The organism is Streptomyces sp. 130, assembly GCF_007096885.1.
GTDB lineage: Bacteria > Actinomycetota > Actinomycetes > Streptomycetales > Streptomycetaceae > Streptomyces.
This window is the reverse complement of record NZ_VJNO01000002.1, coordinates 1-24747: the sequence shown is the minus strand read 5'-3', so window position 1 is coordinate 24747 and position 24747 is coordinate 1. Positions and strand designations below refer to the sequence as shown.

The window sequence follows — 24747 nt, the reverse complement described above, 5'->3', positions numbered from 1 at the left end:
TTGAACTCGTTGTTGTAACGCCTACGTCTGCGGCCGCGCCCGTTGGGTAGGCCGTCACTGTCCTGTTCTCCACGGCCAGGAGGCCACCATGCCCGCCACCGCGCAGCGCCCGCTCTCCGCCCTCTCCAAACAGGCATCAGGTCCCGCCCCGCTGATCAGCGCGTCCCCCGCCACCGTGCCCGGCCCGCTCACGAGCGAAGCACCGCTCGCCGACGCCATACCGCTGACCAGCGAGCCCCCGCTCGCCGAGGCCACCCCCCTGACCAGCGAGCCCCCGCTCGCCGTCCTCGCCCCGCTGACCAGCGAACCGGCCGCGTCCGGCCGCGCGTGGGGCACGGAGTCCCCAGGAGTCTGAATGGGCTTGTCCCGGCTCGCCGCACTGCACGGCGTCGCCACCTCCTTCTCCCCGTCCGCCGGCGTCACCGAGCCCGTCCCCGAGACCACGGTCGTCGCCGTGCTCGGTGCGCTCGGCGTCGACGCCACGACGCCCGAAGCGGTACGCGACGCCCTCGCCGCCGCCGAGTCGGCCGCCCGCACCCGGCTCCTCCCGGCCACGCTGGTGGTGTGGTCCGGCGACCCGCTGCCGCCCGCGCTGACCGGCCTGCCCCCCGGCACGGAGCTGGACCTCCGGCTGGAGGAGAGCGACGAGGGGGCGGAGCCGGCCAGGATGCGGGTGCCCTCCGGGGAGCCGGATCCGGCCGGACCGGGCGGCGTCCCGGGTGCCACAGGAGGGCCCGGGCCGGCCCGGCCGGGCGGCGCCCCCCGCTGGTGGGCCGAGCCCCCGCTCGGCGTGCACCGGCTCACCGTCCGCGCACCGGACCGCGCGCCCCAGGACTGCACGCTCGTCGTCGCCCCGGACCGGGTCCCGCAGCCGCCCGGGCGCACCCACGGCTTCCTCGTCCAGCTCTACTCCCTGCTCTCCGCCCGGTCCTGGGGCATGGGCGACCTCGGGGACCTCGCCGACCTCGCCGCCTGGTCCGGCCGCCGACTCGGGGCCGGCTTCGTCCAGGTCAACCCGCTGCACGCGGCGCTGCCCGGCGACCCCACCGACCCCTCGCCCTACCGCCCGTCGTCGCGGCGCTTCCCCGACCCGGTGCACCTGCGCGTCGAGTCCGTCCCGGAGTACGGGCACGTGCCCGACCCGGTGGCGCTGGACGCGCTGCGCCGCAAGGGCGCCGAGCTGCGGGAAGCCGTCCTGGACAAGGGCGCCCTCATCGACCGGGACGCCGTCTGGGCGCTCAAGCGGCAGGCCCTCGACCAGATCCTCGCGGTCCCGCTCACCCCCGGCCGGCACGCCGAGTACTGCGACTTCCTCGCCGCCCAGGGCCGCGCCCTGGAGGACCACGCCCTGTGGTGCGCGCTCGCCGAGGTGCACGGCCCCGACTGGCACGGCTGGCCGGACGAGCTGCGCGACCCCCGCTCCGACGCCACCGCCCGCGCCCGCGCCGAGCTGCTGGACCGGGTCGACCACCACTGCCGGCTCGCCTGGCTGACCGCCACCCAGCTCGCCGACGCCCAACGGGCAGCCCGGCAGGCGGGGATGCCCATCGGCGTCGTCCACGACCTCGCGGTCGGCGTGCACCCCGGCGGCGCCGACACCTGGGCCCAGCAGGACGCCTTCGCCCACGGCATGTCCGTCGGCGCGCCCCCGGACGCGTTCAACGCGCGCGGCCAGGACTGGGGCCTGCCGCCCTGGCGCCCCGACGCCCTCGCCGCCTCCGGCTACGCCCCCTACCGCGGCCTCCTGCGCGGCGCCCTCGCCCACGCGGGCGCCCTGCGCATCGACCACGTGATGGGCCTGTTCCGGCTCTGGTGGGTGCCCGAGGGCCGCCCGCCCACCGAGGGCACCTACGTCTCGCACGACGCCGAGGCGATGCTCGCCGTCCTGGTCCTGGAGGCGCACCGGGCCGGCACCGTGGTCGTCGGCGAGGACCTGGGCACGGTCGAGCCGGGCGTCCGCGAGGCGCTGGCCCGGCGCGGCGTCCTCGGCACCTCGGTGCTCTGGTTCGAGCGGGACTGGGCGGGTGACGGGCGCCCCCTGGCCCCCGAGCGGTGGCGCCGGGACTGCCTGGCCACCGCGACCACCCACGACCTGCCGTCCACCGCGGCCCGGCTGACCGGCGACCATGTGACGCTGCGCCACCGCCTCGGCCTGCTCGCCCGCCCCCTGGACGAGGAGCTGAGGGAGGACCGCGCGGAGACCGCCGAGTGGCTGGCCCTGCTCACCCGGCTCGGGCTGCTGCCCGAGGGCGGCGCGCTCGCCGAGGGCGGCGGCGACGAGGAGGCGGCGGTCCGGGCCGTCCACCGCTTCCTGCTGCGCACCCCCGCCCGGATGACCGGGATCTGGCTGCCCGACACCGTCGGCGACCGCCGCCCGCAGAACCTCCCGGGCACCTGGGACCAGTACCCCAACTGGCGGCTGCCGATCGCCGACGCGCAGGGCGCCCCGGTCACGCTGGAGCAACTGGCCGCCTCGCCCCGGCTGCACCGCCTGATGGAGGTCCTGCGCGCCCCGCGGGAGCCCGGGGAGGGCCGCACGCCGTGAGGGGGCCCCGTACGGCACCCCCGGGCGCGCGGCCCGCGCGGGCGTTCGCTACGTTTGCACCGTGGACAAGAAGAACGCTATGCGCGCCGGCGCCGTCGCCGCCGGAACGACGCTGATGATGCTGCTGATGTCGTCCCCCGCGCTCGCGCTCACCCGCGACGACGGCGACGACCCGGGTACCGGCCTGAGCGTGATCGACACGCTCGGCCTGTTCGTCCTGGCGCCCCTCGTCCTGTTCGGGGTCATCGCGGGCCTGGTCATGGTGCTCGACAAGTCCAAGAAGCAGGCCTGACCCACCTGCCGGCGACCGGGACCACGCCCCGGCCCGCCCCGCACGCCACGGGTGCGCCGCACGGTGACCGTCACCGCGCGGCGCACACGCGTGTCCGGACCCGGGTGCGGCGGTAGGTTGCGCGCATGACCGAGTGGGACGTCAAGAAGCTCCGCATCCTGCGCACCCTGCGCGACCGCGGCACGGTCACCGCGACCGCCGACGCCCTGCTGATGACCCCGTCGGCGGTCTCCCAACAGCTCTCCAACCTGGCCAGGCAGCTCGGCGTGCCGCTCCTGGAGGCCCAGGGCCGCCGGGTCCGCCTCACCGACGCCGCCCATCTCGTCCTGCGCCACGCCGAGGCGGTCTTCGCCCAACTGGAGCGCGCCGACGCCGAACTGACCGGCTACCTGCGCGGCGAGGCCGGCGAGGTCCGGGTCGCCGCGTTCGCCACCGCCGTGCCCGCCCTCGTCGTCCCGGCCGTGCAGCGGCTGCGCGCCGACCCCCGCCCCGGCCCCGAGATCCGGCTGCGCGAGGCGGAGGCCGCCCAGGCGTACGAACTGCTCGCCGCCGCCGAGGTGGACCTCGCCCTGTCGCTGGCCGCCGACGCCCCGACGGCCCGCGACCCCCGGTTCACCGTCCTGCCGCTGCTCGCCGACCCGCTCGACGTGGCGCTGCCGGCCGGCCACCGCCTCGCCGACGCGCCCGGGCTGCGCCTCGCCGACCTGTCCGCCGAGCCCTGGATCTACGGCGGCTCGGGCCCCTGGTCGGAGATCACCGTCTCCGCGTGCCGGGCGGCGGGCTTCGTACCCGAGCAGGCGCACAGCGCGTCCGGCTGGACCGCGATCCTCGCCATGGTCGCCGCGGATCTGGGGATCGCCCTGGTCCCGCGCCTGGCCTCGGCGGAACGGCACGGCCGGGAGGGCGTGGTGATGCGGGTCCTCGACGCGGACCGGCCCCGCCGCCATGTCGTGGCCGCCGTCCGGCGCGGGGGAGAGGACGCCCCGGCGGTGGCCCGGGTCCTCGCGGCGCTGCGCGAGGCGGCGGAACCGTACGGCGACGAGACGACCGTTCAGCCCGGCTGAACGATGCGTGCGGAAACTTTCGATGGACCTACCGGCTTGCCGCGTACGACAGTGAACGCATGACCATCGAACAGAATGAGACCGGGCACGACGACCCCCACGCCAACGACGCGGCACCGTACGGCGGCGGCGACCCCTACGCCGACTACCGGACCGCCGACCTCCCCTTCACCGACCTCGTGGACCTCGCCGACCGGCGGCTCGGCGCGGGCGTGATCGCGGCCAACGACGAGTTCTTCGCCCAGCGCGAGAACCTGCTCGTCCGGGAGCGCGCGGTCTTCGACCCCGAGCACTTCGGCCACAAGGGCAAGATCATGGACGGCTGGGAGACCCGCCGCCGGCGCGGCGCGGACGCCGAGCACCCCTTCCCGGCCCCCGACGAGCACGACTGGGCGCTGATCCGGCTCGGCGCCCCCGGCATCATCCGCGGCATCGTCGTGGACACCGCCCACTTCCGCGGCAACTACCCGCAGCGCGTCTCCGTCCAGGCCACCTGCGTCGAGGGCGCGCCCGGCCCGGAGGAACTGCTCGCCGACGACGTGAAGTGGGAGGAGATCGTCCCCCCGACCCCCGTGCGCGGCCACGCCGCCAACGGCTTCGAGATCACCGGCGGACGCCGCTACACCCACATCCGCCTCTGCCAGCACCCCGACGGCGGCATCGCCCGCCTCCGCGTGCACGGCGAGGTGGTCCCGGACCCGGCCTGGCTGGCGGCGCTCTCCACGTTCGACCTGATCTCGGTCCTGAACGGCGGCAGTTACGAGGACGCCTCGGACCGGTTCTACTCCTCGCCGACCCAGATCATCCTGCCGGGCACCTCCCGCAAGATGGACGACGGCTGGGAGAACCGCCGCCGCCGGGTCCGCGACACCAACGACTGGGTCCGCTTCCGGCTGCCGGCCCAGGGCGCCGTCCGCGCGGTCGAGATCGACACCGCCTACCTCAAGGGCAACGCGGCCGGCTGGATCGCCCTGCACGGCCGCGACGGCGAGAGCGGCGACTGGTTCGAGATCATCCCGCGCACCCGCCTCCAGCCCGACACCCCGCACCGCTTCGTGCTGCCGGCTCAGGCCGTGGTCACCCATGTGCGCCTCGACGCCTTCCCCGACGGCGGCGTCGCCCGGATGCGCCTGCACGGCTCCCTGACCGAGGCCGGCGCGGCCGACCTCAGGGCCCGCTTCGAGGCGTCGGCCGCGTAGGGCCCGTCCGGCCCCCCGGCCCCCGCCCGGCGGACGGCTGCGCTTCAGCGCCTGTCCGCCGGGCGGTTTCCAGTTACGCGGTCGCGGCCGCCGCGTCCGCCGCGCGGGCCCGCAGGGCGCGCTCCACGCCCGAGCGGGACTCCGACATCAGCCGGCGCAGCGCCGCACCCGGCTCGGCCGAGGCCAGCCAGGCGTCCGTGGCGTCCAGGGTCTCCTGCGAGACCTGGAGCGCCGGGTACAGGCCGAGCGCGACCTGCTGGGCCATCTCATGGCTCCGCGAGTCCCAGACGCCCTTCACCGCGGCGAAGAACTTCTCCGTGTACGGGGCCAGCAGCTCGCGCTGGTCCGTCTGCACGAAGCCGGCGATGACCGCCTCCTGGAGGGAGTTCGGCAGCTTGTCGGACTCCACGACCGACGCCCACGCCTCGGCCTTCGCCTCCTCGCTGGGCCGCGCCGCCCGTGCCGAGGCCGCGTGGCGCTCGCCCGCCGCCGTCCGGTCCCGCGCGTACTCGGCGTCGATCTCCTCCTCGTCGATGAGCCCGGTGGCGGCCAGCCGCAGGACGAACGCCCAGCGCAGCTCGGTGTCCACGGCCAGGCCCTCGATCGCCTCGGCGCCGTCGAGCAGCGAGCGGAGCAGGTCGAGCTGCTGCGGGGTGCGGGCGGTGGCCGCGAAGGCGCGCGCCCAGGCCAGCTGGTGGTCGCTGCCCGGCTCCGCCGCACGCAGGTGCGCGAGCGTCGCGTCGGTCCACTGCGTCAGGCCCGCCTCACGCCACTCCGGCGTCGCGTACAGGTCGATCGCCGTCTTGACCTGGCGGTGCAGCGACTGCACGACGCCGATGTCCGACTCCTTGCCGATCCCCGACAGGACCAGGGCGAGGTAGTCGCGGGTGGCCAGCTCGCCGTCGCGGGTCATGTCCCAGGCGGACGCCCAGCACAGGGCGCGCGGCAGCGACTCGGTGAAGTCGCCCAGGTGCTCGGTGACGACCCGCAGCGACTCCTCGTCCAGGCGGACCTTCGCGTACGAGAGGTCGTCGTCGTTGAGCAGGATGACGGCCGGGCGCGCGGTGCCGGCCGGGAACGGCACGGTGGTGCGCTCGCCGTCGACGTCCAGCTCGATCCGGTCCGTGCGCACCAGCTTGCCGGCCTCATCGAGGTCGTAGCAGCCGATGGCGATCCGGTGCGGGCGCAGCGTCGGCTCGCCCTTGGCGCCGGCGGGCAGCGCGGGCGCCTCCTGGAGCACGGTGAACGAGGTGACGTGGCCGTTCTCGTCGGTCTCGATCTCCGGGCGCAGGATGTTGATCCCCGCCGTCTCCAGCCACGCCTTCGACCAGGTCTTCAGGTCGCGGCCGGAGGTCTGCTCCAGCGCGCCCAGCAGATCGGCCAGCCGGGTGTTCCCGAAGGCGTGCGCCTTGAAGTACGCCTGGACGCCCTTGAAGAACTCGTCCATGCCGACGTACGCCACCAGCTGCTTCAGGACCGAGGCGCCCTTGGCGTACGTGATGCCGTCGAAGTTGACCAGGACGTCGTCCAGGTCGCGGATGTCGGCCATGATCGGGTGGGTCGAGGGCAGCTGGTCCTGCCGGTAGGCCCACGTCTTCATGGAGTTGGCGAACGTGGTCCAGGAGTGCGGCCACCCCGAGCCCTCGGCGTACGCCAGGCAGGCGATCGAGGTGTACGTGGCGAACGACTCGTTCAGCCAGAGGTCGTTCCACCACTCCATCGTGACGAGGTCGCCGAACCACATGTGGGCCAGCTCGTGCAGGATGGTCTCGGCGCGCGTCTCGTACGCCGCGTCCGTCACCTTGGACCGGAAGACGTACTGGTCGCGGATGGTGACCGCGCCCGCGTTCTCCATCGCGCCCGCGTTGAACTCCGGCACGAAGAGCTGGTCGTACTTCGCGAACGGGTACGCGTAGTCGAACTTCTCCTGGAACCAGTCGAAGCCCATCCGGGTCACGTCGAAGATCGCGTCCGCGTCCAGGTACTCGGCGAGCGAGGGCCGGCAGTAGATGCCCAGCGGGACGGTCACGCCGTCCTTCTCGTAGCTGCTGTGCACCGAGTGGTACGGGCCGGCGATCAGCGCGGTGATGTACGAGGAGATGCGCGGCGTCGGCTCGAACGACCAGACGTCGTCCTTCGGCTCCGGGGTCGGCGAGTTGGAGATCACGGTCCAGCCCGACGGGGCCTTCACGGTGAACCGGAAGGTCGCCTTCAGGTCGGGCTGCTCGAAGCTCGCGAAGACGCGGCGCGCGTCCGGCACCTCGAACTGCGTGTACAGGTAAGCCTGCTGGTCGACCGGGTCGACGAAGCGGTGCAGGCCCTCACCGGTGTTGGTGTAGGCGCAGTCCGCGACGACCTTCAGCTCGTTGGCCCCGGCCTGCAGGTGCGAGAGCGTGATGCGCGAGTCGCGGAACACCGCCGCGACGTCCAGCGCCCTGCCGTTCAGCTCGACCTCGTGCACCGCGGGGGCGACCAGGTCGATGAAGGTCTCCGCACCGGCCTCGGCGGAGTCGAAGCGCACGACGGTGACGGACCGGTAGGTCCCGCCCTCCTGCGCCCCGGAGAGGTCGAGATCGATCTCGTACGCGTCCACGGTCAGCAGGCGCGCCCGCTCCTGTGCCTCTTCGCGGGTCAGATTCGTGCCAGGCACGCGGTCATCTCCTTGCTCTGTGATGTTTCCCGCCATCCTTCCACGGGACCCGCACCCAGGGCGATGTCCGATTTCCGCCGGACCGGGGCGATTCCGCGCGGCACGCTCGGCACATGACCACTTACGAGGCACGCGCCATCGAACCGGACGCGCTCGGCGGACTCCGGAAGACCGACGACGCCGGGCAGCCCTGCGTCCCGTACACCGCCACCGAGGGCGGCGCCCCGCTGCGGTGCTGCCTGCGCGGCGCCGAACCGGGGGAGCGCATCGCCCTCGTCTCGTACGCCCCGCTGCGCCGCTGGGCGGCGGCGACCGGGGCCCGCCCGGGGGCGTACGACGAGCAGGGCCCGGTCTTCATCCACGCCGACCCGTGCGACGGGCCGGAGCCCGGCCGGAAGGGCTACCCCTTCTCCCGCGCGGGCGCGCTGCGCACCGTGCGCCGCTACGACGCGCGGGGCCGCATCGTGGGCGGCCGGCTCCTGGAGATCCCCGGGGACGAGGAGCGGGGCTTCGACGAGGCGTTCACGGAGGCCTTCGCGGACCCGGCGGTGGCGCTGGTGCACGTACGGGCCCTGGAGTACGGCTGCTGGCACTTCGAGGTGCGCAGGCCGGCCTCGGCCGGCGCCTGACCCCTTCAAGCGCCGGCCGAGGCTCGCATTTCTCAGCCGCGCAGCTCCGCCGCGACGAGCTCCGCGATCTGGACCGCGTTCAGCGCGGCCCCCTTGCGGAGGTTGTCGTTGGAGACGAACAGCGCGAGACCGTTCTCCACGGTCTCGTCGTTGCGGATGCGCCCCACGTACGACGCGTCCTGCCCCGCGGCCTGCAGCGGCGTCGGGATCTCGGACAGCTCGACGCCCGGCGCGTCCTTCAGCAGCTCGTAGGCGCGCTCCACGGAGACCGGGCGGGCGAAGCGGGCGTTGACCTGGAGGGAGTGGCCCGAGAAGACCGGGACGCGGACGCAGGTGCCGGAGACCTTCAGCTCCGGGATCTCCAGGATCTTGCGGGACTCGTTGCGGAGCTTCTGCTCCTCGTCCGTCTCGAAGGAACCGTCGTCCACGATCGAGCCGGCCAGCGGCAGCACGTTGAAGGCGATGGGGCGCTTGTAGACGCCGGGCTCCGGGAAGTCCACGGCCGATCCGTCGTGCGTGAGCTTGTCCGCGTCGGCGACGACCTTGGACGCCTGGCCGTGCAGCTCGGCGACACCGGCGAGGCCGGACCCGGAGACCGCCTGGTACGTGGCGACGGTCAGCGCTTCGAGACCCGCCTCCTCGTGCAGCGGGCGCAGCACGGGCATGGCGGCCATCGTGGTGCAGTTCGGGTTGGCGATGATGCCCCTGGGGCGGTTGGCGACCGCGTGCGGGTTGACCTCGGAGACGACCAGCGGGACCTGGGGGTCCCTGCGCCAGGCGGAGGAGTTGTCGATCACGACGGCGCCCTGCGAGGCGACCTTCTCGGCGAGCGCCTTCGAGGTCGCGCCGCCGGCCGAGAACAGCACGATGTCCAGGCCCGTGTAGTCGGCCTCGGCGGCGTCCTCGACGGTGATCTCGCGGCCCTGCCACTCGATGACGGAGCCCGCGGAGCGCGCGGAGGCGAACAGCCGCAGCTCGTCGACCGGGAACTTCCGCTCGGCCAGGATGCCGCGCATGACTGTGCCTACCTGACCGGTGGCGCCGACGATTCCGACCTTCACAGGAACTCCCTCAGACGTACGAACGGGCACGGTTGCCGGTCCATGATGCGTATGTCCACGGCCGCCTTGTCCAATCCATTGTCCGGCCTGCGGACGAGTGGCGCGCAGCACAGTGGGGCGGGTGCCCGGTGAGCACCCGCCCCACTGCCGTACGGATCACATGTTCAGCACCGTGTGGTTACGGCACGACCTTTTCGATCACGACGCTGCCGGTGCCCGCCACGATGCCCCGGGCGTTCACGAGACCGACCTCGCCGAAGAACCGCCGGCCCTCGGGGGCCGCACCGGCCACCTTCACCTCGGCGCCGACCTCGGCCGACGCGCCGGGGGCCAGCTTCACGGCCTTCGACTCGTCCACGGAGAGCGTGCCGAGCGACGCGGAGTAGTACACGTCGCGGTAGTCGTACTCGGTCGTCCCGGCCGGGACGTCGTACCCGTCGATGAGGACGGTGTACGTGCCGGCGGCCGGCTTCACCAGGCTGACCGACTCCTCGGAACCGGCCGTGGTGGAGGCGCCGACCTGGGCGCTCCCCCGGTACACGTACAGGTCGAGGTCCGCGTTGGCGTCGCTGGTCCCGCCGATGGCGACGTCCAGCTTCTCGACGCCCTCACCGATGGTGACCTGCTTGGTGTACGAGCCGCCGGTGGAGATCGACGGGCGCTCGACGTCGGCCGAGCCCAGCGAACCGCCCTTGAGGGTGCCCTCCAGGGCGCCCGCGTTGTTGGTCACGGTCCAGTCGACCGAGGCCGGGGTGCCGATCTTCGCCTCGGCGATGGTCCGCACCGCCGGGTCGAAGGTCGCGCCGAGCAGCGCCACGTCCAGCTTGTACGGGTTGTCCAGCAGCGGCGACGTGCGCCGGGCCTCGACCTCGATCTCCCAGACACCGGGCTGCGGGTCCGCGTAGGAGCGCGCGTCCGGGCGGCAGGTGTTGGACGGGTTCTCGTAGTTCGGGTAGCAGAACGGCGTACCGCTGTCCTCCATCTGCACCCCGTACGGGTGGATGGAGATGAAGCGGGTCTGGCTGCCCGAGCGCAGGGCGCTCATCGCGACCTCGAGGGTCTTGGCGCCCTCCGGCACGGTCACGAAGTACGACGTGGTGCCGTTGCGCTGCACCGAGCCGGACGCCTTGAACGCGTAGGACGGCTTCGCCAGCTCCTTGGAGACGACGACCGTCGTCAGGATCTGCTGGTCCGTGCCGGCGGTCTTCTTGTCGTCCAGCTGGAGGATCGCGCTGTGCACGCCCGCGGTCCGCGGCTTCGCCTGGACCTTGACGGTGACGGGCTTGCCCAGCGGCAGCGCGACCTTCTTGGGGCCGGCCAGCGAGAAGGTGCCGTCGTCGTACTTCCAGGAGAGCGTGTGCTCGACCTTCTTGTCCGGGCCCGTGGTGCGGGTGACCGTGACGTCGTAGGTCTTCTTCTGGCCGGCCCGGAGGCCGCCCTCGCGGTCGTACAGGCCGGTGCCGAAGCCCGGGGTCTTCAGCGCGAAGTCGATCGCGGTGTCGACGGGGGCCTTGACCGTGTACTCGTGCGCCGGGGCGCCCTTCTTGGAGATCAGCTTCCAGGCGTCCACGACGTTGATCAGACCGGCGCCCTGGGCGTGCGCGGGCACGTCCTTGATCTTGGTGGCGGTGCTGGTCAGCGCGGTGCGCAGGTCGGCCGGGGGCAGCTCGATGTGCTTCTGCTTCGCGGCGGACAGCAGCAGCGCGGCCGCTCCGGCGGCCTGCGGGGAGGCCATCGACGTGCCCTGCAGCATGGAGTAGCCGGCCGGGAGGGAGTAGCCCGCCTCCTTGACCGGCGCGCCGGGCAGCCAGGTCTGCGTCGAGTTGATCGCCGCGCCGGGCGCCGTCAGGGTCGGCGCGAAGCCCCCGTCCTCACGCGGACCGCGCGCGGAGAACGGCATCATGTCGTACTTCTTGGTGACGGCCGAGCCGTAGTCGGCGGCCCAGGTCTCCTTGGAGACCGACGCGCCGACCGAGATGACGTGGTCGGCGAGGCCGGGGTCGCTGATGGTGTTGACGCCGGGGCCGTCGTTGCCGGCCGAGATGATCAGCTGGACGCCGTAGATGTCGACCAGCCGCTTGTACAGCTCGGCGCGGGCGTTGTTGCCGTCGTTCAGCGGCGGCAGACCGCCGATCGACATGTTGACGACGTCGACGCCGCGGTTCACGACGAGGTCGATCATGCCCTCGGTGAGCGCGATGTTGGTGCAGCCGCCGGACCAGGTGCAGGCGCGCGAGGAGACGATCTTCGCGCCGGGCGCGGCACCGTTCATCTTGCCGCCGAAGAGGCCGTTGGCGGCGGTGATGCCCGCGACGTGCGTGCCGTGCTCGGACTCGATGACCCCGATGGAGACGTAGTCGGCGGTGTCGCCGGCCGCGTTGTAGACGACGTCCTCGCGGTTCTCGACCACGAACGGGATGCGCTCGACGACGTCGGTGCGCGGGTCGTCCTCGCCGAAGTAGGAGACCTGGTGCTTCTCCTTGTACGGCTTGAGGGCGGTGTCGTCGCGGAAGTCGCCGTTGTTGTTCAGGTCCACCCGGGAGGCGCCGCTGACCGGGTCGTAGAGCACGGCCCAGGTGTCGGTGGTGTCGCCGTCGCGGTTCAGGTCGCCCGCCATGTCGCCGCCCTTGGTGGCGGCCTCGGCGAACAGGCTGATCCGGTACGAGCCCTTGGGCGCGTTGTACGTACGCCCCTTGTAGGTGAACACCGGGCCGGAGACGGCGTCCGTCATCCGCAGCCAGGTGCCGTCGCCGTCGCTCACCGGGTCGGTGGCGGTCACCCAGTCGGTGATCTTGCGCTCACCGGTGGTGGTCTTCTGGAGCGCCGGGTGCGCGATGTCGACGCCCGCGTCCAGGACGCCGATGGTGATCCCGCGGCCGTCCGCCTTCGGGTGCTGCTGCACGAAGTCGACCGCGCCCGTCTCGAAGGACGGGTTGTACGGGTTCTTCGCCGGCGTCTTCTTCCCGGGGGCCGGGTAGCTGCCGGTGGACTTCGCCTTGGTCCTGGCGCCGGCCGCCCGGTCCGCGGCGGGCGTCGGGTCGTCCAGCATGATCTCCTGCTTGAGATCGATGCCGTGGACGGAGCTCAGCTTCGACGCCGCCTTGATGGTGGCCTCGGCGGTCGCGGTCGGCACGGTCGCCCGTACGTAACCCAGCTTGTCGTAGGCGCGTCCCAGCACGGAGCCCTTGACGGCGTCCAGCTGCTTGGTGACCTGCTCGGTCGCGCCGGGGGCGGTCGCGACCATCATCGTGACGTTCTTCTCGCCCTTGGCCTTGGCCTTGGTCAGGACCTCGGCGTCGGCGGAGCCCAGCTTGTCCGCGGGAGCGGTGCGGGTGGCCTTGACGGGTGCGGTGGCCGGGTCGTCGGCGGCGAAGACGGGGGCGACACCGGTGGCGGCCAGCGCGGCCACCAGGCCGGCGGCGGCCGCCACCCGGGCCGCGCGTCTCGCTCCGGATATGGAACCGGGGGATTCGGAGGTCATCAGCTTCCCTGTATGTGAAAGAGAGAGTCCGGAAATCGGTACCGGATGACCGCTCACCCTTTCGTAAATGACAGGGGTTTGTGGAGAGTTGTGGGGGGCTTGTTGAGGACATGGCGGCATCTCGCCACCGGTGCCGAAGCGTCAGCGGGGACGAAAAGGTGGATACGGGGCATGAATTCAGCCATGTGAGGCGTGAGGTGTGGGCCCCCGGTTCAGCGGGGAAGGATCATCACGTACGCCGCCGGCTCCCGGTCCGCCGCGGCCGTCAGCGCTGTCCGGACCACGGCCGCCTGCTGCCCGGGCGCGTCCCGCAGCTTCTCCGGCGCGAGGTGGACGACGGTGACCCCGAGCCGTTCCAGGTGCTCGCGCCGCGTCGCGTAAGCCGCCCACTCGGCCCGGTGCCCCTCGTCGTCCCGGCTGTGGCGCGGCGCCCTGGTGTCCAGCTCCACCGCGACCGCCTCGTCGGGCCAGTAGGCGTCCACACGGCCCAGGTGCGGGCCGCCGGGCAGCCGCAGGTCCACGTTCCACAGCGGCTCCCCGAGCCCATGGGCGCGCACCACGGCGTACAGCCGCTCCTCCGCCATCGCCCGGCCCTCGGCGAGCAGCGCATCGACCGCGTCGGCCACCTGCGGCCGGCCGAGCACCTTGGCCCGGCTCAGCTCGCCCACCAGCGCGCCCGGCTCGCAATGGCCGCCGCGCACCGCCTCGGTCAGCAGCCGGCGCACCGTGACCGCGTCCCCGAGCCGGGCCGCCGCGGCCGCCCGCGCCCGTGCCACCGGGGCCACCGGCAGCCCGTCCACCAGCTCCGGGCACGGCGGTCGCGCGGTCCGCAGCAGCCGGGCGTACCCGGCCGAGCGCGACCGCCGCACCCGGGGCACCAGCACATCGACCCGCTCCACGGAGGCGGCGGGCGGCGCGGCGGCGAAGCCGTGCAGCGAGAGCGCGGCGAGTCCGGTGAGCACCGCGTCGCCGTACTCCGGGTCCCCGGTCCGCGGGGGGGCCGGGCGCCGCCCGGGGGCCGGGGGGCGCCCGGCGTACAGCAGGGCGGCCCGCAGCCGCTCCCGGCCGCTGAGCGGGCCGGGGTGCAGGACGAAGACGCCGGGCAGCGGACGCTGCCACGGACCACCGCCCCGGCACCGCTCCGCGGCCCGCCCGAGGGGCACGCCCATCGCCTTCAACTGGGCGGCGGAGACGACGCGTTGACGCCCGTGAGCGGGCACGGGACGGCCGGAGTGAAGCGGGGTGTTCTGGGTCATGCTCCGGTGTACCCCGCCGACGGGCGCGGCCTTGACCCCTGTTACAGGGTCGTCGACATACCCGGACAAGGACACCGTCCTGGAGCAGGGACGCCCGGCACGGCCGTCTTCCGTCCCGCACCACGACCGAGCCCGTCCGGCGTTCGAGGACGGCACCCTTGCCCGGGACCGGGGCAACCGGGCCAGGGCCGCCCCGAGCCGGACGCCCTCCGCCTACGCCACCGCGTCCGTGGCCTGCGCCCGCAGCGCCCGGGCCAGGTCGTCCCGGGCCTCCAGCACCAGCCGCCGCAGCGCCGGGGCCGCGTCCGCCCGGGACTCCAGCCACGCGTCGGTCGCCTCCAGGGTCGCCGGGTCGTCCTGGAGGGACGGGAACAGCCCCCGGACCACGGCCATCCCGATCTGGATCGACCGCTCGGCCCAGACCCGCTCGATCGCCTCGAAGTACCGCGGGGCGTACGGCGCCAGCAGCTCCCGCTGGGAGGACTGCGCGAAGCCCGCGATCGTCGCCTCCACCAGCGCGTTGGACAGCGCGTCCGACTCCACGACGTCCGCCCACGCCCTGGCCTTCACCCCGGCGGACGGCCGGGAGGCCAGGCACCGCACCTGGTGGCGCTTGCCGGAGGCGGTGTCGTCCCGGGCCAGCTCCGCGTCGACCGCCGCCTCGTCGGCCGCGCCGTGGGCGACCAGCGGCGACAGGAACGCCCAGCGCAGCTCCTGGTCGACGTCGAGCCCGTCGATCCGGGCGGTGCCGTCGAGCAGCCCGGACAGCAGCTGGAAGTCGGTGCCGGACGTGGCGACCGACGCGAAGAACCGGGCCCAGGCGAGCTGGTGCTCGCTGCCCGGCTCGGCGAGCCGCAGTTCGCCGAGCGCGCCCTCGGCCAGCGCCCGGCCGCCCTCCTCGCGCCACGCGGGAGCCGCGTAGTTCACCAGCGCGCCGCGCGTCCAGGCGTGCAGCATCTGCAGGACGCCGATGTCCGTCTCGCGCCCGGCGAAGGCCAGGACCAGCGAGACGAAGTCGCGGGCCGGCATCAGCCCGTCGCGGGTGAGGTTCCACAGCGCCGACCAGCACAGCGCCCGGGCCAGCGGGTCCGTGATGTCGCCCAGGTGCGCGCGCAGGGTGGCGAGCGACACCTCGTCGAAGCGGACCTTGCAGTACGTCAGGTCGTCGTCGTTGACGAGGATCAGCTCGGGCCGCTCGGCCCCCGCCAGCTCCTCGATCACGGTGCGCGGACCCGACACGTCCGCCTCGGCACGCGCGTAACGCACCAGCTCGCCCTCGGTGTTGCGGCTGTAGAGGCCGATGGCGACCCGGTGGGGGCGCAGCTCCGGGTGGGACTCGGCGGCCTCCTGGAGGACGGCCAGCTCGGTGATCCGGCCGGCCGCGTCGTAGGTCGCGACCGGGGTCAGCGAGTTGACGCCCGCGGTCTGGAGCCAGGAGCGCGACCACGCGGTCATGTCACGGCCGGACGTCTCGGACAGCACCGACAGCAGGTCCCCGAGCCGGGTGTTGCCGTAGGCGTGCTTCTTGAAGTAGCGCCGGGCGCCCTCCAGGAACGCCTCCCGCCCCACGTACGCCACGAGCTGCTTGAGGACGGAGGCGCCCTTGGCGTACGTGATGCCGTCGAAGTTCAGCTTGGCGTCCTCCAGGTCACGGATGTCGGCCGTGATCGGGTGGGTGGAGGGCAGCTGGTCGGCGCGGTACGCCCACGACTTGCGGTTGTTGGCGAAGGTGATCCAGCCGTCCTCGAAGCGGGTCGCGCCGGTCATCGCGAAGACGCCCATGAAGTCCGCGAAGGACTCCTTCAGCCACAGGTCGTCCCACCACCGCATGGTCACGAGGTCCCCGAACCACATGTGCGCCATCTCGTGCAGGATGACGTTGGCCCGGCCCTCGTACGCCGCCTGCGTCACCTTGCCGCGGAAGATGTACTCCTCGCGGAACGTGACACAGCCCGGGTTCTCCATCGCGCCGAGGTTGTACTCCGGCACGAACGCCTGGTCGTACTTCCCGAACGGGTACGGGTAGTCGAAGTTGTCGTGGAAGAAGTCCAGGCCCTGCTTGGTGATCAGGAAGACGTCGTCGGCGTCGAAGTGCTTGGCGAGCCCCTTGCGGCACATCGCGCCGAGCGGGATCTCCAGCGTCGTGCCGTCCTCGGAGGTCCGGCTGTAGGAGTCGGTGACGTAGTGGTACGGACCGGCGACGACCGCCGTGATGTACGTCGAGATCGGCTCGGTCTCCGCGAACCGCCACACCCCGCCCTCGCGGGACTCCTCCGCGCCGTTGCTCCACACCGTCCACCCGGCGGGCGCGGTCACCCGGAAGCGGAACGGGGCCTTGAGGTCGGGCTGCTCGAAGTTGGCGAAGACGCGGCGGGCGTCGGCCGGTTCGTACTGGGTGTAGAGGTAGACCTCGCCGTCCTCCGGGTCCACGAACCGGTGCATGCCCTCGCCGGTCCGGCTGTACGCGCACTGGGCGTCGACCACCAGGACGTGCTCGCCCTCCGCCAGGTCCGCCAGCGCGATCCGCGCCCCGTCGAACACGGCCGCCGGGTCCAGCGCGGTGCCGTCCAGCGTCACGGCGTCGACGGACGGGGCGATCAGGTCCGCGAAGGTCGACTCGCCGCCGCGCGCCGCGCGGAAGCGGATCGTCGTCACCGAGCGGAAGGTCAGCGGAGCGTCCGCCATGTCGTCCCCGCCGGTCGCGGAACGCACGTCGAGTTCGACGTCGTAACCGTCGACGGTCAGCAGCTCGGCCCGCTCACGGGCCTCGTCTCGGGACAGGTTCTCGCCGGGCACGGCACACTCCTTTGTGTCACGTTCGAATAGTTTGATCCTCCCATGCCGTCTTCCGGACTCGCGGGCGGGAATGGCCGGAGCGTCGTCCGGTGTTGTCGGGCACAGACTTGTCCACCGACGCGATCCGCCCGTTCGAGGAGAGAGATGCCTGACAACAGCACGGCGACCGGCAGGACCCCCGTCGACTTCTGGTTCGACCCGCTCTGCCCCTGGGCCTGGATGACCTCCCGCTGGATGCTGGAGGTGGAGAAGGTCCGCGACGTCGAGGTCCGCTGGCACGTCATGAGCCTGGCCGTGCTCAACGAGGACCGGCTCGACGAGCTGCCCGCCGAGTACCGCGACATGCTGGAGAACAAGGCGTGGGGCCCGGTCCGCGTCGTGGTCGCCGCCCAGCAGCTGCACGGCGACGAGGTCGTCGGCCCGCTCTACACCGCGCTCGGCACCCGCTTCCACAACCGCGGCGAGGGCCCGACCCGCGAGGCCGTCGAGAGCGCGCTCAAGGACGTCGGCCTCCCCGTCGAACTCGCCGGCCACGCGGACTCGGACACCTACGACGCCGAGCTGCGCGCCTCCCACAAGGAGGGCATCGAGAAGGTGGGCCAGGAGGTCGGCACCCCGGTCATCGCCGTCCCCGGCGCCGACGGCGAGCAGATCGCCTTCTTCGGCCCGGTCGTCACCCCGGCCCCCAAGGGCGAGGAGGCCGCCAGGCTCTGGGACGGCACCCTGATGGTCGCCTCGATCCCCGGCTTCTACGAGATCAAGCGCACCCGCACCCAGGGCCCGATCTTCGACTGACGGCCGGTCCGGCGGCGGGGCACCCTCCCCGCCGCCGGCTGTGACGCCACCGTGACGCGATATGTGACCTGGCACACAGCCCGCCCCGGGCGCTCTTTGATCTTCTGGGCGGATGCGCCCCGTCACCGCCCTCGCCCTGTGTGCCGCCCTCGCGAGCACCGCGCTGCTCACCGGATGCGGGAAGGAGACCGCCGGGGCCTCCGCCTCGCCCGGGGCGACCTGCGCCTCCCTCGCCCCGCTTCCCGACCCCGCCGGGCGGACCTGGGACGACGTCCGGGTCATCAGCGGCGGGTGCGGCCCGTCCGGCGCCCCGTCCACCGGGTTCGAGGTCACCAACACGGACGACGAACCGCTCACCTACACCATCACGTTCACCCTGGTCAACGGGTTCGGCGAGGCCAGGGACAGCACCACGCGCACCGTCGAGGCGGTCAAGCCCGGCCAGACCGTGCGGCGGCCCCTGGACGCCGAGGACGGACCGGGCTCGGCCCGCGCGTACCGGGCCCGGATCACCAAGGTGCGGGCCGTCCCCGCCGAGGGGACGTCCGGCGCCTGCCCGCCCTCCGGGGTCCGCGTCACCAACGACCGGGGCGACGCCGCGATGGGGCTGCGGGTCGTCGGCATCCACCTCACCAACTGCTCCACCACCGACTACCAGCTGAACGGCTACCCGGCGCTCCGGCTCCTCGACGAGGACCGCGACCCGGTGACCGGGGTCGAGATCCTGCACGGCACCTCCGACATCTCCAGCGGCCTCGGCGGCGACGCCGCACCACGCCCCGTCACACTGCGCCCCGGCGAGAGCGCGTACGCCAACCTCGCCTGGCGCAACACCACCACGGACGGCGTCCCGGTCAACGCCCCCTATGCCGAGGTCACCGCGAAGCCCGGCGCCCGGCCGGTGACGGTCACCCCGGAGCTGGACCTCGGCACCACGGGCCGGCTCGGCGTCAGCCCGTGGACGAAGACCCCGGCGGACGCGGGCGCCCCTCAGGAGTAGAAGTTGCGCGGCCAGCCGTGCTCGGCCAGGACCGCCAGCTGCTCCGCGGTGAGCGGCCGTCCGTCGCTCAGCGCGGTGTTGCGCTCCACGTTCCGGACGCTGCGCATCCCCGGGATCACCGTGGAGACCGCCGGGTGGCTCAGGACGAACCGCAGCGCGTGCTCCGCGATCGCGTCCGGCTCGATGCCCAGGTCCGCCACGATCGCCGCGACGCGCCGCTCGACCTGGGCCGGGCGGTCGCCCCGGAAGTAGCGGTTGCGGAAGTCGCCCTCGGGGAACGTCGAGTCCGCGGTGATCCGGCCGGTCAGCCCGCCCTCGTCCAGCGCGACCCGGACGATGACGCCGACCCCGTGCTCCGCGCAGGCCGGCAGCAGCTCCTCGGCCGGGGACTGGTCGAACACGTTGTAGATGACCTGGACGCTGTCCACGACCCCGCTGCGCACGAGCGCCACCGCGCTCTGCGGCGAGTGGTCGTTGACGGAGACCCCGAACAGGCGGATCTTGCCCTCCCGCTTCAGCTCCGCCACCGTCTCCAGCCAGTCCCCGCGCCCCAGCCACTCGTCGTTCCAGACGTGGAACTGGAGCACGTCGAAGTGGTCGAGACCGGAAGCGGCGAGGCTGGTCTCCAGGCTGCTGCGGATGTGCTCCCCGGGGAACGCGTCCGCCGGGTCGGTGCCGTCCGCCGCCGGCCAGACGCCGTTCTTCGGCGGCACCTTGGTCGCGACCAGCACCTCCTCACCGGCCCGTTCGCGGACCACCTGCCCGACGATGCGCTCGCTCTCTCCGTAGCCGCGCGCGGTGTCGATCAGGTTCACCCCGAGGTCGACGGCCCGGTGCAGGGCGCGCAGCGACTCGTCCCGCGTCGCCCCCACCCAGCTGGACTCCCCGATGCCCCAGGCTCCGTAACCGATCTCGGACACCGAAAGTCCGCTGCGTCCCAGCTCGCGGTAGCGCACAGTCATCCTCCACGTCGTCGTCCCGTTCCGGGCGGATCAGCACGACGATAGGAGAGTCCTACCGGCGGGGCAGCCGGTTTTACGGGTCGCTCAGCCGCCCACCGGGCTGTGGACGGACACCGGGTCGCCGACCCGCACCACGCCCTCGCGGACCACCGCGTTCTTCACGCCGAAGCTGAGCTTGCCGCCGAACTCCGGCTCCCTGCGGTACGTGGCCAGCGTGCGCACCGGCTCCGGTCCGGCGCGGCGCCCGGTCCGCTGGTCGACGAGCGGGACGTTGCACCGCAGCGCCCGCACCGAGTAGGCGAGTTCGGCGGTGCCCACGGTCATCCGTGTCACCCGGTCCTCGAAGTGCGGTTCGTCGTCACCGGTCAGCACGATGTTCGCCCGGAAGCGGTCCATGGGCACGGGCGCGGCGTCGCCCCGGGCCGCGATGCGGGCGTTGAGACCGGCCAGCGAGGCGGTCGAGGCGACCAGGACCGCGTGCGCGTCGGCGAAGTTGAGCTTGCCGGGGGTCTCGCCCCAGCCGTCCCGGTCGAAGCCCGGGCGCACCCGTACCAGCCGGGAGGCGGCCCCCAGCGCCTCGGAGAACCACTCCGCGGCCTCGTCCCCCTGGTCGACGGCCTCCCCGAGGTCCCGGCCGAACATGCTGACCTCGCGGCGCGGCCCGTCCGGGGCGACGTCGAAGCGCAGCGTCCCGGTGCCGTCGGCGGACAGGGCGAGGGCCGCTCCGGAGTCCAGGACCCGGACGCCGACCGCCGCCATCGCGGGGTGGGCGCGCTGGCTGCGGAACGTGCCGTCGGCCGCGTCGACCACCATGAACGTCCGGTCGTGTTCCAGGCCGGTGGTGGTGACCCGCGCGGAGTCGGCCCGGGTGCCGGCGCAGCCCTTGACCGGGTAGTACACCAGCTCGTGGACGGTGATCGTCATGACGTGCTCCTCATGCCGGACATCATGACAGCCGGGGGCGGACGGCAGAGAGGCCCTCGCCTGTCACGTCCAGGCGGGGGCCTCTCCTTCTTCCGCCTGCCGGGTGAAGGGTGAGAAGACGATCACGAGGCAGGACGTCCGGTGCGCCCCGGGCGGGGCGCCGGCTCAGGGCGCGAGCAGCAGCACGTCCGCGCGCTCCTTGGCGGCGGCGTAGCGCTTGGCCACGTCCTGCCAGTTGACGACGGCCCACATCGCCTCGATGAAGTCGACCTTCTGGTTCTTGTACTGGAGGTAGAAGGCGTGCTCCCAGGCGTCGAAGACCAGGATCGGGGTGGAGCCCTGGCCCACGTTGCCCTGGTGGTCGTAGACCTGCTCCACGATCAGCCTGCCGCTGACCGGCTCGTAGGCGAGGACGCCCCAGCCGGAGCCCTGCGTGGTGGCCGCGGCCTTCGTCAGCTGGGACTTGAAGCCGGCGAAGGAGCCGAAGGACTCGGTGATCGCGTCCGCGAGGTCGCCGACGCCGTCCGCGGCGAGCGGCTCGCCGCCGCCGTCACCGGTCATGTTGTGCCAGTAGATCGAGTGCAGGATGTGGCCGGAGAGGTGGAAGGCGAGGTTCTTCTGGAGGCCGTTGACCGCTCCCCACGCCTCCTTGTCCCGTGCCTCCTCCAGCTGCTCCAGGGTGTCGTTGGCGCCCTTCACGTACGCCGCGTGGTGCTTGTCGTGGTGGAGCTCGATGATCTGCGGATTGATGACCGGTTCGAGCGCGGCGTAGTCGTACGGGAGTTCCGGGAGCGTGTACGTGGCCATTGGTGTCGAACCCTCCAACTGCTGACAAGTTGTTATTGCAACCTCTATGCAAGAGCAGGCTAACAGCAGAAACGCGAAACACCGGGTCAGCCCTTCGGCTTAGGACCCGGTGTTTCGTACTGCTTTGCGAGGATTCGGCTCAGACCTCCGCGCGCCTGCGCCGGCGTACGGCCCCGATCACCGCCAGGGCCACCGTCAGCGCACCCGACGCCAGGAGCTGGTCCCGGGTGGAGGGCTGGCGGAGCATCAGCACGAAGATGCCGGCCATGGCGAGCAGCGCCACCACCGTCAGCCCCGGGAACAGCCACATCCGCACCACGAGCTTCTCGGGTGCCTCGCGCTCCAGGCGCGCCCGAAGGATCAGCTGGGAGACGGCGATGAAGATCCAGACGACGAGGATCACCGCACCGGTCATGTTGAGCAGCCAGGGGAAGACGTCGTCCGGGCGCCAGTAGCTCAGCAGCACGCAGAGGAAGCCGAAGACGGACGAGACCAGGACCGCCGTGCGCGGCACCCCGCCGGAGACCCGGCCCAGCCGCCTCGGGCCCTGGCCGCGCGCCACCAGCGAACAGGCCATGCGCGAGGCTCCGTAGATGTTGGCGTTCATCGCGGAGAGCAGGGCGACCAGGATCACGACGTTCATGATCTGCGCGGCCTGTCCGATGCCGAGGTGGTCCAGCGCCGCGTAGAACGGCCCGACCTCCACGACCTTCGCCTCGTCCCAGGGGACCAGCGTGACGACGACCGCCATCGAGCCCACGTAGAACAGCGCGATCCGCCACATCGCCGTCCGCACGGCCTTCGCGACGCCCCGCACCGGGTCCTCGGACTCCGCGGCGGCGATGGTGACCGTCTCCAGACCGCCGTACGCGAAGACGGAGGCGAGCAGCCCGATCACCAGGCCGTCCGGGCCGTTCGGCAGGAAGCCGCCCTCCCCGGTCAGGTTGGCGGTGCCCGGCGCGTCGGTGCCGGGCAGCACGCCCAGCACCGCCAGCACGCCCAGCACCAGGAACAGCGTGATCGCGGTGACCTTGAGCGCGGCGAACCAGAACTCGAACTCGCCGAACTTCGTCACCGAGGCCAGGTTCGTGCCCAGGAACACCAGCATGAAGAGCGCCACCCAGGCCCACTCCGGGGTCCCCGGCAGCCAGCCCGTCACGATCTTGGCGGCGCCGATCCCCTCCAGGCCCACGGCCGTGCACAGCAGCACCCAGAAGGCCCAGCCCGCCGTGAACCCGGCCCACGGCCCGATCGCCCGCTCCGCGTGCACCGAGAAGGAACCGGACGCCGGATTGGCCGCCGACATCTCGCCGAGCATCCGCATCACGAGCATCACCAGCAGCCCCGAGACGGCGTACGCGATGACGATCGAGGGCCCCGCGGCGGCGATGCCCGCGCCGGAGCCGACGAAGAGCCCGGCGCCGATGACACCGCCCAGGGCGATCATCGAGAGATGGCGCTGCTTCAGTCCGTGCGACAGGGGCGCATCGGGGCCGGTGTCCGGCGCGGTGGCCGGGGAGCCGGAGCCGGTGGGGGAGGGCGCGGAGGTCCGGGACATGGACGGGCTCTGTTCGGTCGGTGAGACGGGGGGACGTTTTCCCAGTCTGGACACGTGATCCGCTCGCCGGTAACCGCCGTCCGCCATACGGTCACCGGGTCCACACCGGGCATGCACGCGGCGGCGGGCGACGGGCCACCGTCACGTCCCGCGCTTTTAGAGGGAGTTCACAGTCCCGCTTCCGCTCTCCATCCCGGACCGCCCCGGACGCATCCGGGCCCACCTCAGTGACCAGCATCACGCTTCGCGATGATTGCGCCGCCCCCCTTGTGTGAATCCCACCAACGCCCCGATCACCGCTTTGTGGGCCGCTGATGGTGATCGGGCGCGGCCCGGTCGGATAGCGTCACGGTCAGTCCCTCTCCACCCTCACCCCCGCGGAGTCCCCGATGAGCACTGCTGCCGCCCCCGCCCGCACCGGAGCGGTCCTCGCCGACCTGCTGCCCGCCGCCCGGCACCGCTACGCCGTGGACACCGCCCTGGTGCTCGGCGGCGCCGCGCTCACCGGCATAGCCGCCCAGATCGCCGTGCCGGTCCCGGGCTCCCCGGTCCCGGTCACCGGCCAGACCTTCGCGGCCCTCCTCGTCGGCACCGCGCTCGGCGCCCGCCGCGGCTTCCTCTCCCTCGCCGTGTACGCCCTCGTCGGCATGGCGGGCATGCCGTGGTTCTCGGCCGGCACCTCCGGCCCGGGCGGTGCCTCCTTCGGCTACGTCCTCGGCATGCTCCTGGCCGCCACCGTCGTCGGCGGCCTGGCCCGGCGCGGCGGCGACCGCTCCGCGCCGCGCACGGCCGGAACGATGGTCCTCGGCTCGGCGATCATCTACGCGGTCGGCGTGCCGTACCTGGCCCTGTCCACCGGCATGTCGGCGAGCGCCGCGATCGCCGCCGGCCTGACCCCGTTCCTGCTCGGCGACGCCCTGAAGGCGGCGCTGGCCATGGGCGCGCTGCCGGCCTCCTGGAAGCTCCTGGGCCGCCGGGGCTGACCCCGCGACACCTCTCGGAGGCCCGCCGGACCGCACCGCGGAACGGCGGGCCTCCGCGCGTCCGCCCGGCACCGGACGGGCCCTGGTCCCTGTCCGGGCACCGCACGTGCCACACTCCTCCCATGCGCGTGTACCTCGGATCCGACCATGCCGGTTACGAACTCAAGAACCACCTCGTCGAGTGGCTCAAGGCCCAGGGCCACGAGGCCGTCGACTGCGGTCCCCACATCTACGACGCCCAGGACGACTACCCGCCGTTCTGCCTCCGCGCCGCCGAGAAGACGGCCGCCGACCCGGACAGCCTCGGCATCGTGATCGGCGGCTCCGGCAACGGCGAGCAGATCGCCGCCAACAAGGTGAAGGGCGTCCGCGCCGCACTGGCCTGGAGCGAGCAGACCGCCGCGCTCGGCCGCGAGCACAACGACGCCAACGTGATCTCCATCGGCGGCCGCATGCACACGGTCGAGGAGTCCACCAAGTTCGTGGAGATCTTCCTCTCCACCCCGTACTCCGGCGAGGAGCGGCACACCCGCCGCATCGACATGCTCACGGCGTACGAGAACACCGGCGAGCTCCCCCCGATCCCGGCCCACCACCCGCAGCAGGGCTGACCTCCGCCCCCGTCCCGTGCCGCCGGCCCGCGCCGCGGGCCGGCCCAGGGGGGCCCCCCCCCCCCCCCCCCCCCCCCGCGCCCCCGGCCCCGGGGGGCCCGCGCCCCCCCCCCCCCCCGGGCCCCCCCCGCCCG

Annotated in this window: 19 protein-coding genes; 10 read left to right on the top strand and 9 right to left on the bottom strand. The window is 73.0% G+C overall.

The genetic code is table 11. The features are described from left to right. Positions 1–88: 88 nt before the first annotated feature. The 5 genes from FKN01_RS02375 (at position 89) to alc (ending at position 5100) form a co-directional block, all read left to right on the top strand. Positions 89–355, top strand: a complete 267-nt coding sequence (locus FKN01_RS02375) for a hypothetical protein (protein WP_143616020.1) — start codon at positions 89–91, stop codon at positions 353–355. Beyond that, positions 356–2545 carry a 4-alpha-glucanotransferase gene (gene malQ, locus FKN01_RS02370; RefSeq protein ID WP_143616019.1) on the top strand — a complete coding sequence of 730 codons (2190 nt, stop codon included), beginning with the start codon at positions 356–358 and terminating at the stop codon, positions 2543–2545. Positions 2546–2606: 61 nt separating this feature from the next. Continuing rightward, entirely contained in the window at positions 2607–2837 is a 231-nt protein-coding gene (locus FKN01_RS02365) for a hypothetical protein (RefSeq protein WP_143616018.1), read from the top strand. A gap of 125 nt (positions 2838–2962) precedes the next feature. Beyond that, positions 2963–3901 carry a LysR family transcriptional regulator gene (locus tag FKN01_RS02360; RefSeq protein WP_143616017.1) on the top strand — a complete coding sequence of 313 codons (939 nt, stop codon included), beginning with the start codon at positions 2963–2965 and terminating at the stop codon, positions 3899–3901. A 59-nt stretch (positions 3902–3960) separates the two neighbouring features. After that, a complete protein-coding gene (alc, locus tag FKN01_RS02355) occupies positions 3961–5100 on the top strand; it encodes an allantoicase (RefSeq protein WP_143616016.1) in 1140 nt (379 codons plus the stop codon). 73 nt (positions 5101–5173) lie between these two features. Here the strand turns inward: alc and pepN (FKN01_RS02350) are convergent, their stop codons facing one another. Continuing rightward, positions 5174–7750 (bottom strand): aminopeptidase N, encoded by a 2577-nt coding sequence (gene pepN, locus FKN01_RS02350; protein WP_143616015.1) that lies wholly within the window; start codon positions 7748–7750, stop codon positions 5174–5176. A gap of 113 nt (positions 7751–7863) precedes the next feature. Between pepN (FKN01_RS02350) and FKN01_RS02345 the strand changes: the two genes are divergently transcribed. Beyond that, positions 7864–8379, top strand: coding sequence for a DUF1203 domain-containing protein (locus FKN01_RS02345; RefSeq protein WP_143616014.1), 516 nt, complete (start codon positions 7864–7866; stop codon positions 8377–8379). A gap of 32 nt (positions 8380–8411) precedes the next feature. On the opposite strand, the gene FKN01_RS02340 is transcribed toward FKN01_RS02345, so the two are convergent. The 4 genes from FKN01_RS02340 to pepN (FKN01_RS02325) all read right to left on the bottom strand — a co-directional run bounded on the left by FKN01_RS02340 (position 8412) and on the right by pepN (FKN01_RS02325) (position 16973). Further along, positions 8412–9440: an aspartate-semialdehyde dehydrogenase gene (locus FKN01_RS02340; protein ID WP_143616013.1), complete on the bottom strand. Its 1029-nt coding sequence runs from the start codon at positions 9438–9440 to the stop codon at positions 8412–8414. Positions 9441–9618: 178 nt separating this feature from the next. Beyond that, entirely contained in the window at positions 9619–12921 is a 3303-nt protein-coding gene (locus tag FKN01_RS02335) for a S8 family serine peptidase (RefSeq protein WP_143616012.1), read from the bottom strand. Between the two features lie 212 nt (positions 12922–13133). After that, positions 13134–14177, bottom strand: coding sequence for a hypothetical protein (locus FKN01_RS02330; RefSeq protein WP_185992708.1), 1044 nt, complete (start codon positions 14175–14177; stop codon positions 13134–13136). A 213-nt stretch (positions 14178–14390) separates the two neighbouring features. After that, entirely contained in the window at positions 14391–16973 is a 2583-nt protein-coding gene (gene pepN / locus FKN01_RS02325; RefSeq protein WP_143616011.1) for an aminopeptidase N, read from the bottom strand. Positions 16974–17117: 144 nt separating this feature from the next. Between pepN (FKN01_RS02325) and FKN01_RS02320 the strand changes: the two genes are divergently transcribed. Both FKN01_RS02320 and FKN01_RS02315 read left to right on the top strand, forming a co-directional pair. Further along, positions 17118–17768 carry a DsbA family protein gene (locus FKN01_RS02320; protein ID WP_143616010.1) on the top strand — a complete coding sequence of 217 codons (651 nt, stop codon included), beginning with the start codon at positions 17118–17120 and terminating at the stop codon, positions 17766–17768. A 112-nt stretch (positions 17769–17880) separates the two neighbouring features. After that, positions 17881–18768: a DUF4232 domain-containing protein gene (locus FKN01_RS02315; protein WP_143616009.1), complete on the top strand. Its 888-nt coding sequence runs from the start codon at positions 17881–17883 to the stop codon at positions 18766–18768. On the opposite strand, the gene FKN01_RS02310 is transcribed toward FKN01_RS02315, so the two are convergent. From FKN01_RS02310 to FKN01_RS02295, 4 genes are all read right to left on the bottom strand, one after another. Continuing rightward, the gene (locus tag FKN01_RS02310; protein WP_143616328.1) at positions 18759–19724 is read right to left on the bottom strand and encodes an aldo/keto reductase; all 966 of its coding nucleotides are present in this window, start codon (positions 19722–19724) and stop codon (positions 18759–18761) included. The genes FKN01_RS02315 and FKN01_RS02310 overlap by 10 nt on opposite strands. A 90-nt stretch (positions 19725–19814) precedes the next feature. After that, positions 19815–20654, bottom strand: a complete 840-nt coding sequence (locus tag FKN01_RS02305; protein WP_143616008.1) for an MOSC domain-containing protein — start codon at positions 20652–20654, stop codon at positions 19815–19817. Between the two features lie 165 nt (positions 20655–20819). Beyond that, the gene (locus FKN01_RS02300; protein ID WP_143616007.1) at positions 20820–21461 is read right to left on the bottom strand and encodes a superoxide dismutase; all 642 of its coding nucleotides are present in this window, start codon (positions 21459–21461) and stop codon (positions 20820–20822) included. Positions 21462–21600: 139 nt separating this feature from the next. Further along, entirely contained in the window at positions 21601–23019 is a 1419-nt protein-coding gene (locus FKN01_RS02295) for an amino acid permease (RefSeq protein WP_143616006.1), read from the bottom strand. A 389-nt stretch (positions 23020–23408) separates the two neighbouring features. On the opposite strand from FKN01_RS02295, the gene FKN01_RS02290 reads away from it, so the two are divergent. After that, positions 23409–24002 (top strand): biotin transporter BioY, encoded by a 594-nt coding sequence (locus FKN01_RS02290; RefSeq protein ID WP_143616005.1) that lies wholly within the window; start codon positions 23409–23411, stop codon positions 24000–24002. 122 nt (positions 24003–24124) lie between these two features. Then, on the top strand, positions 24125–24613 hold the full coding sequence (locus tag FKN01_RS02285; protein WP_018103175.1) for a ribose-5-phosphate isomerase: 489 nt from the start codon (positions 24125–24127) through the stop codon (positions 24611–24613). Positions 24614–24747: the final 134 nt, after the last annotated feature.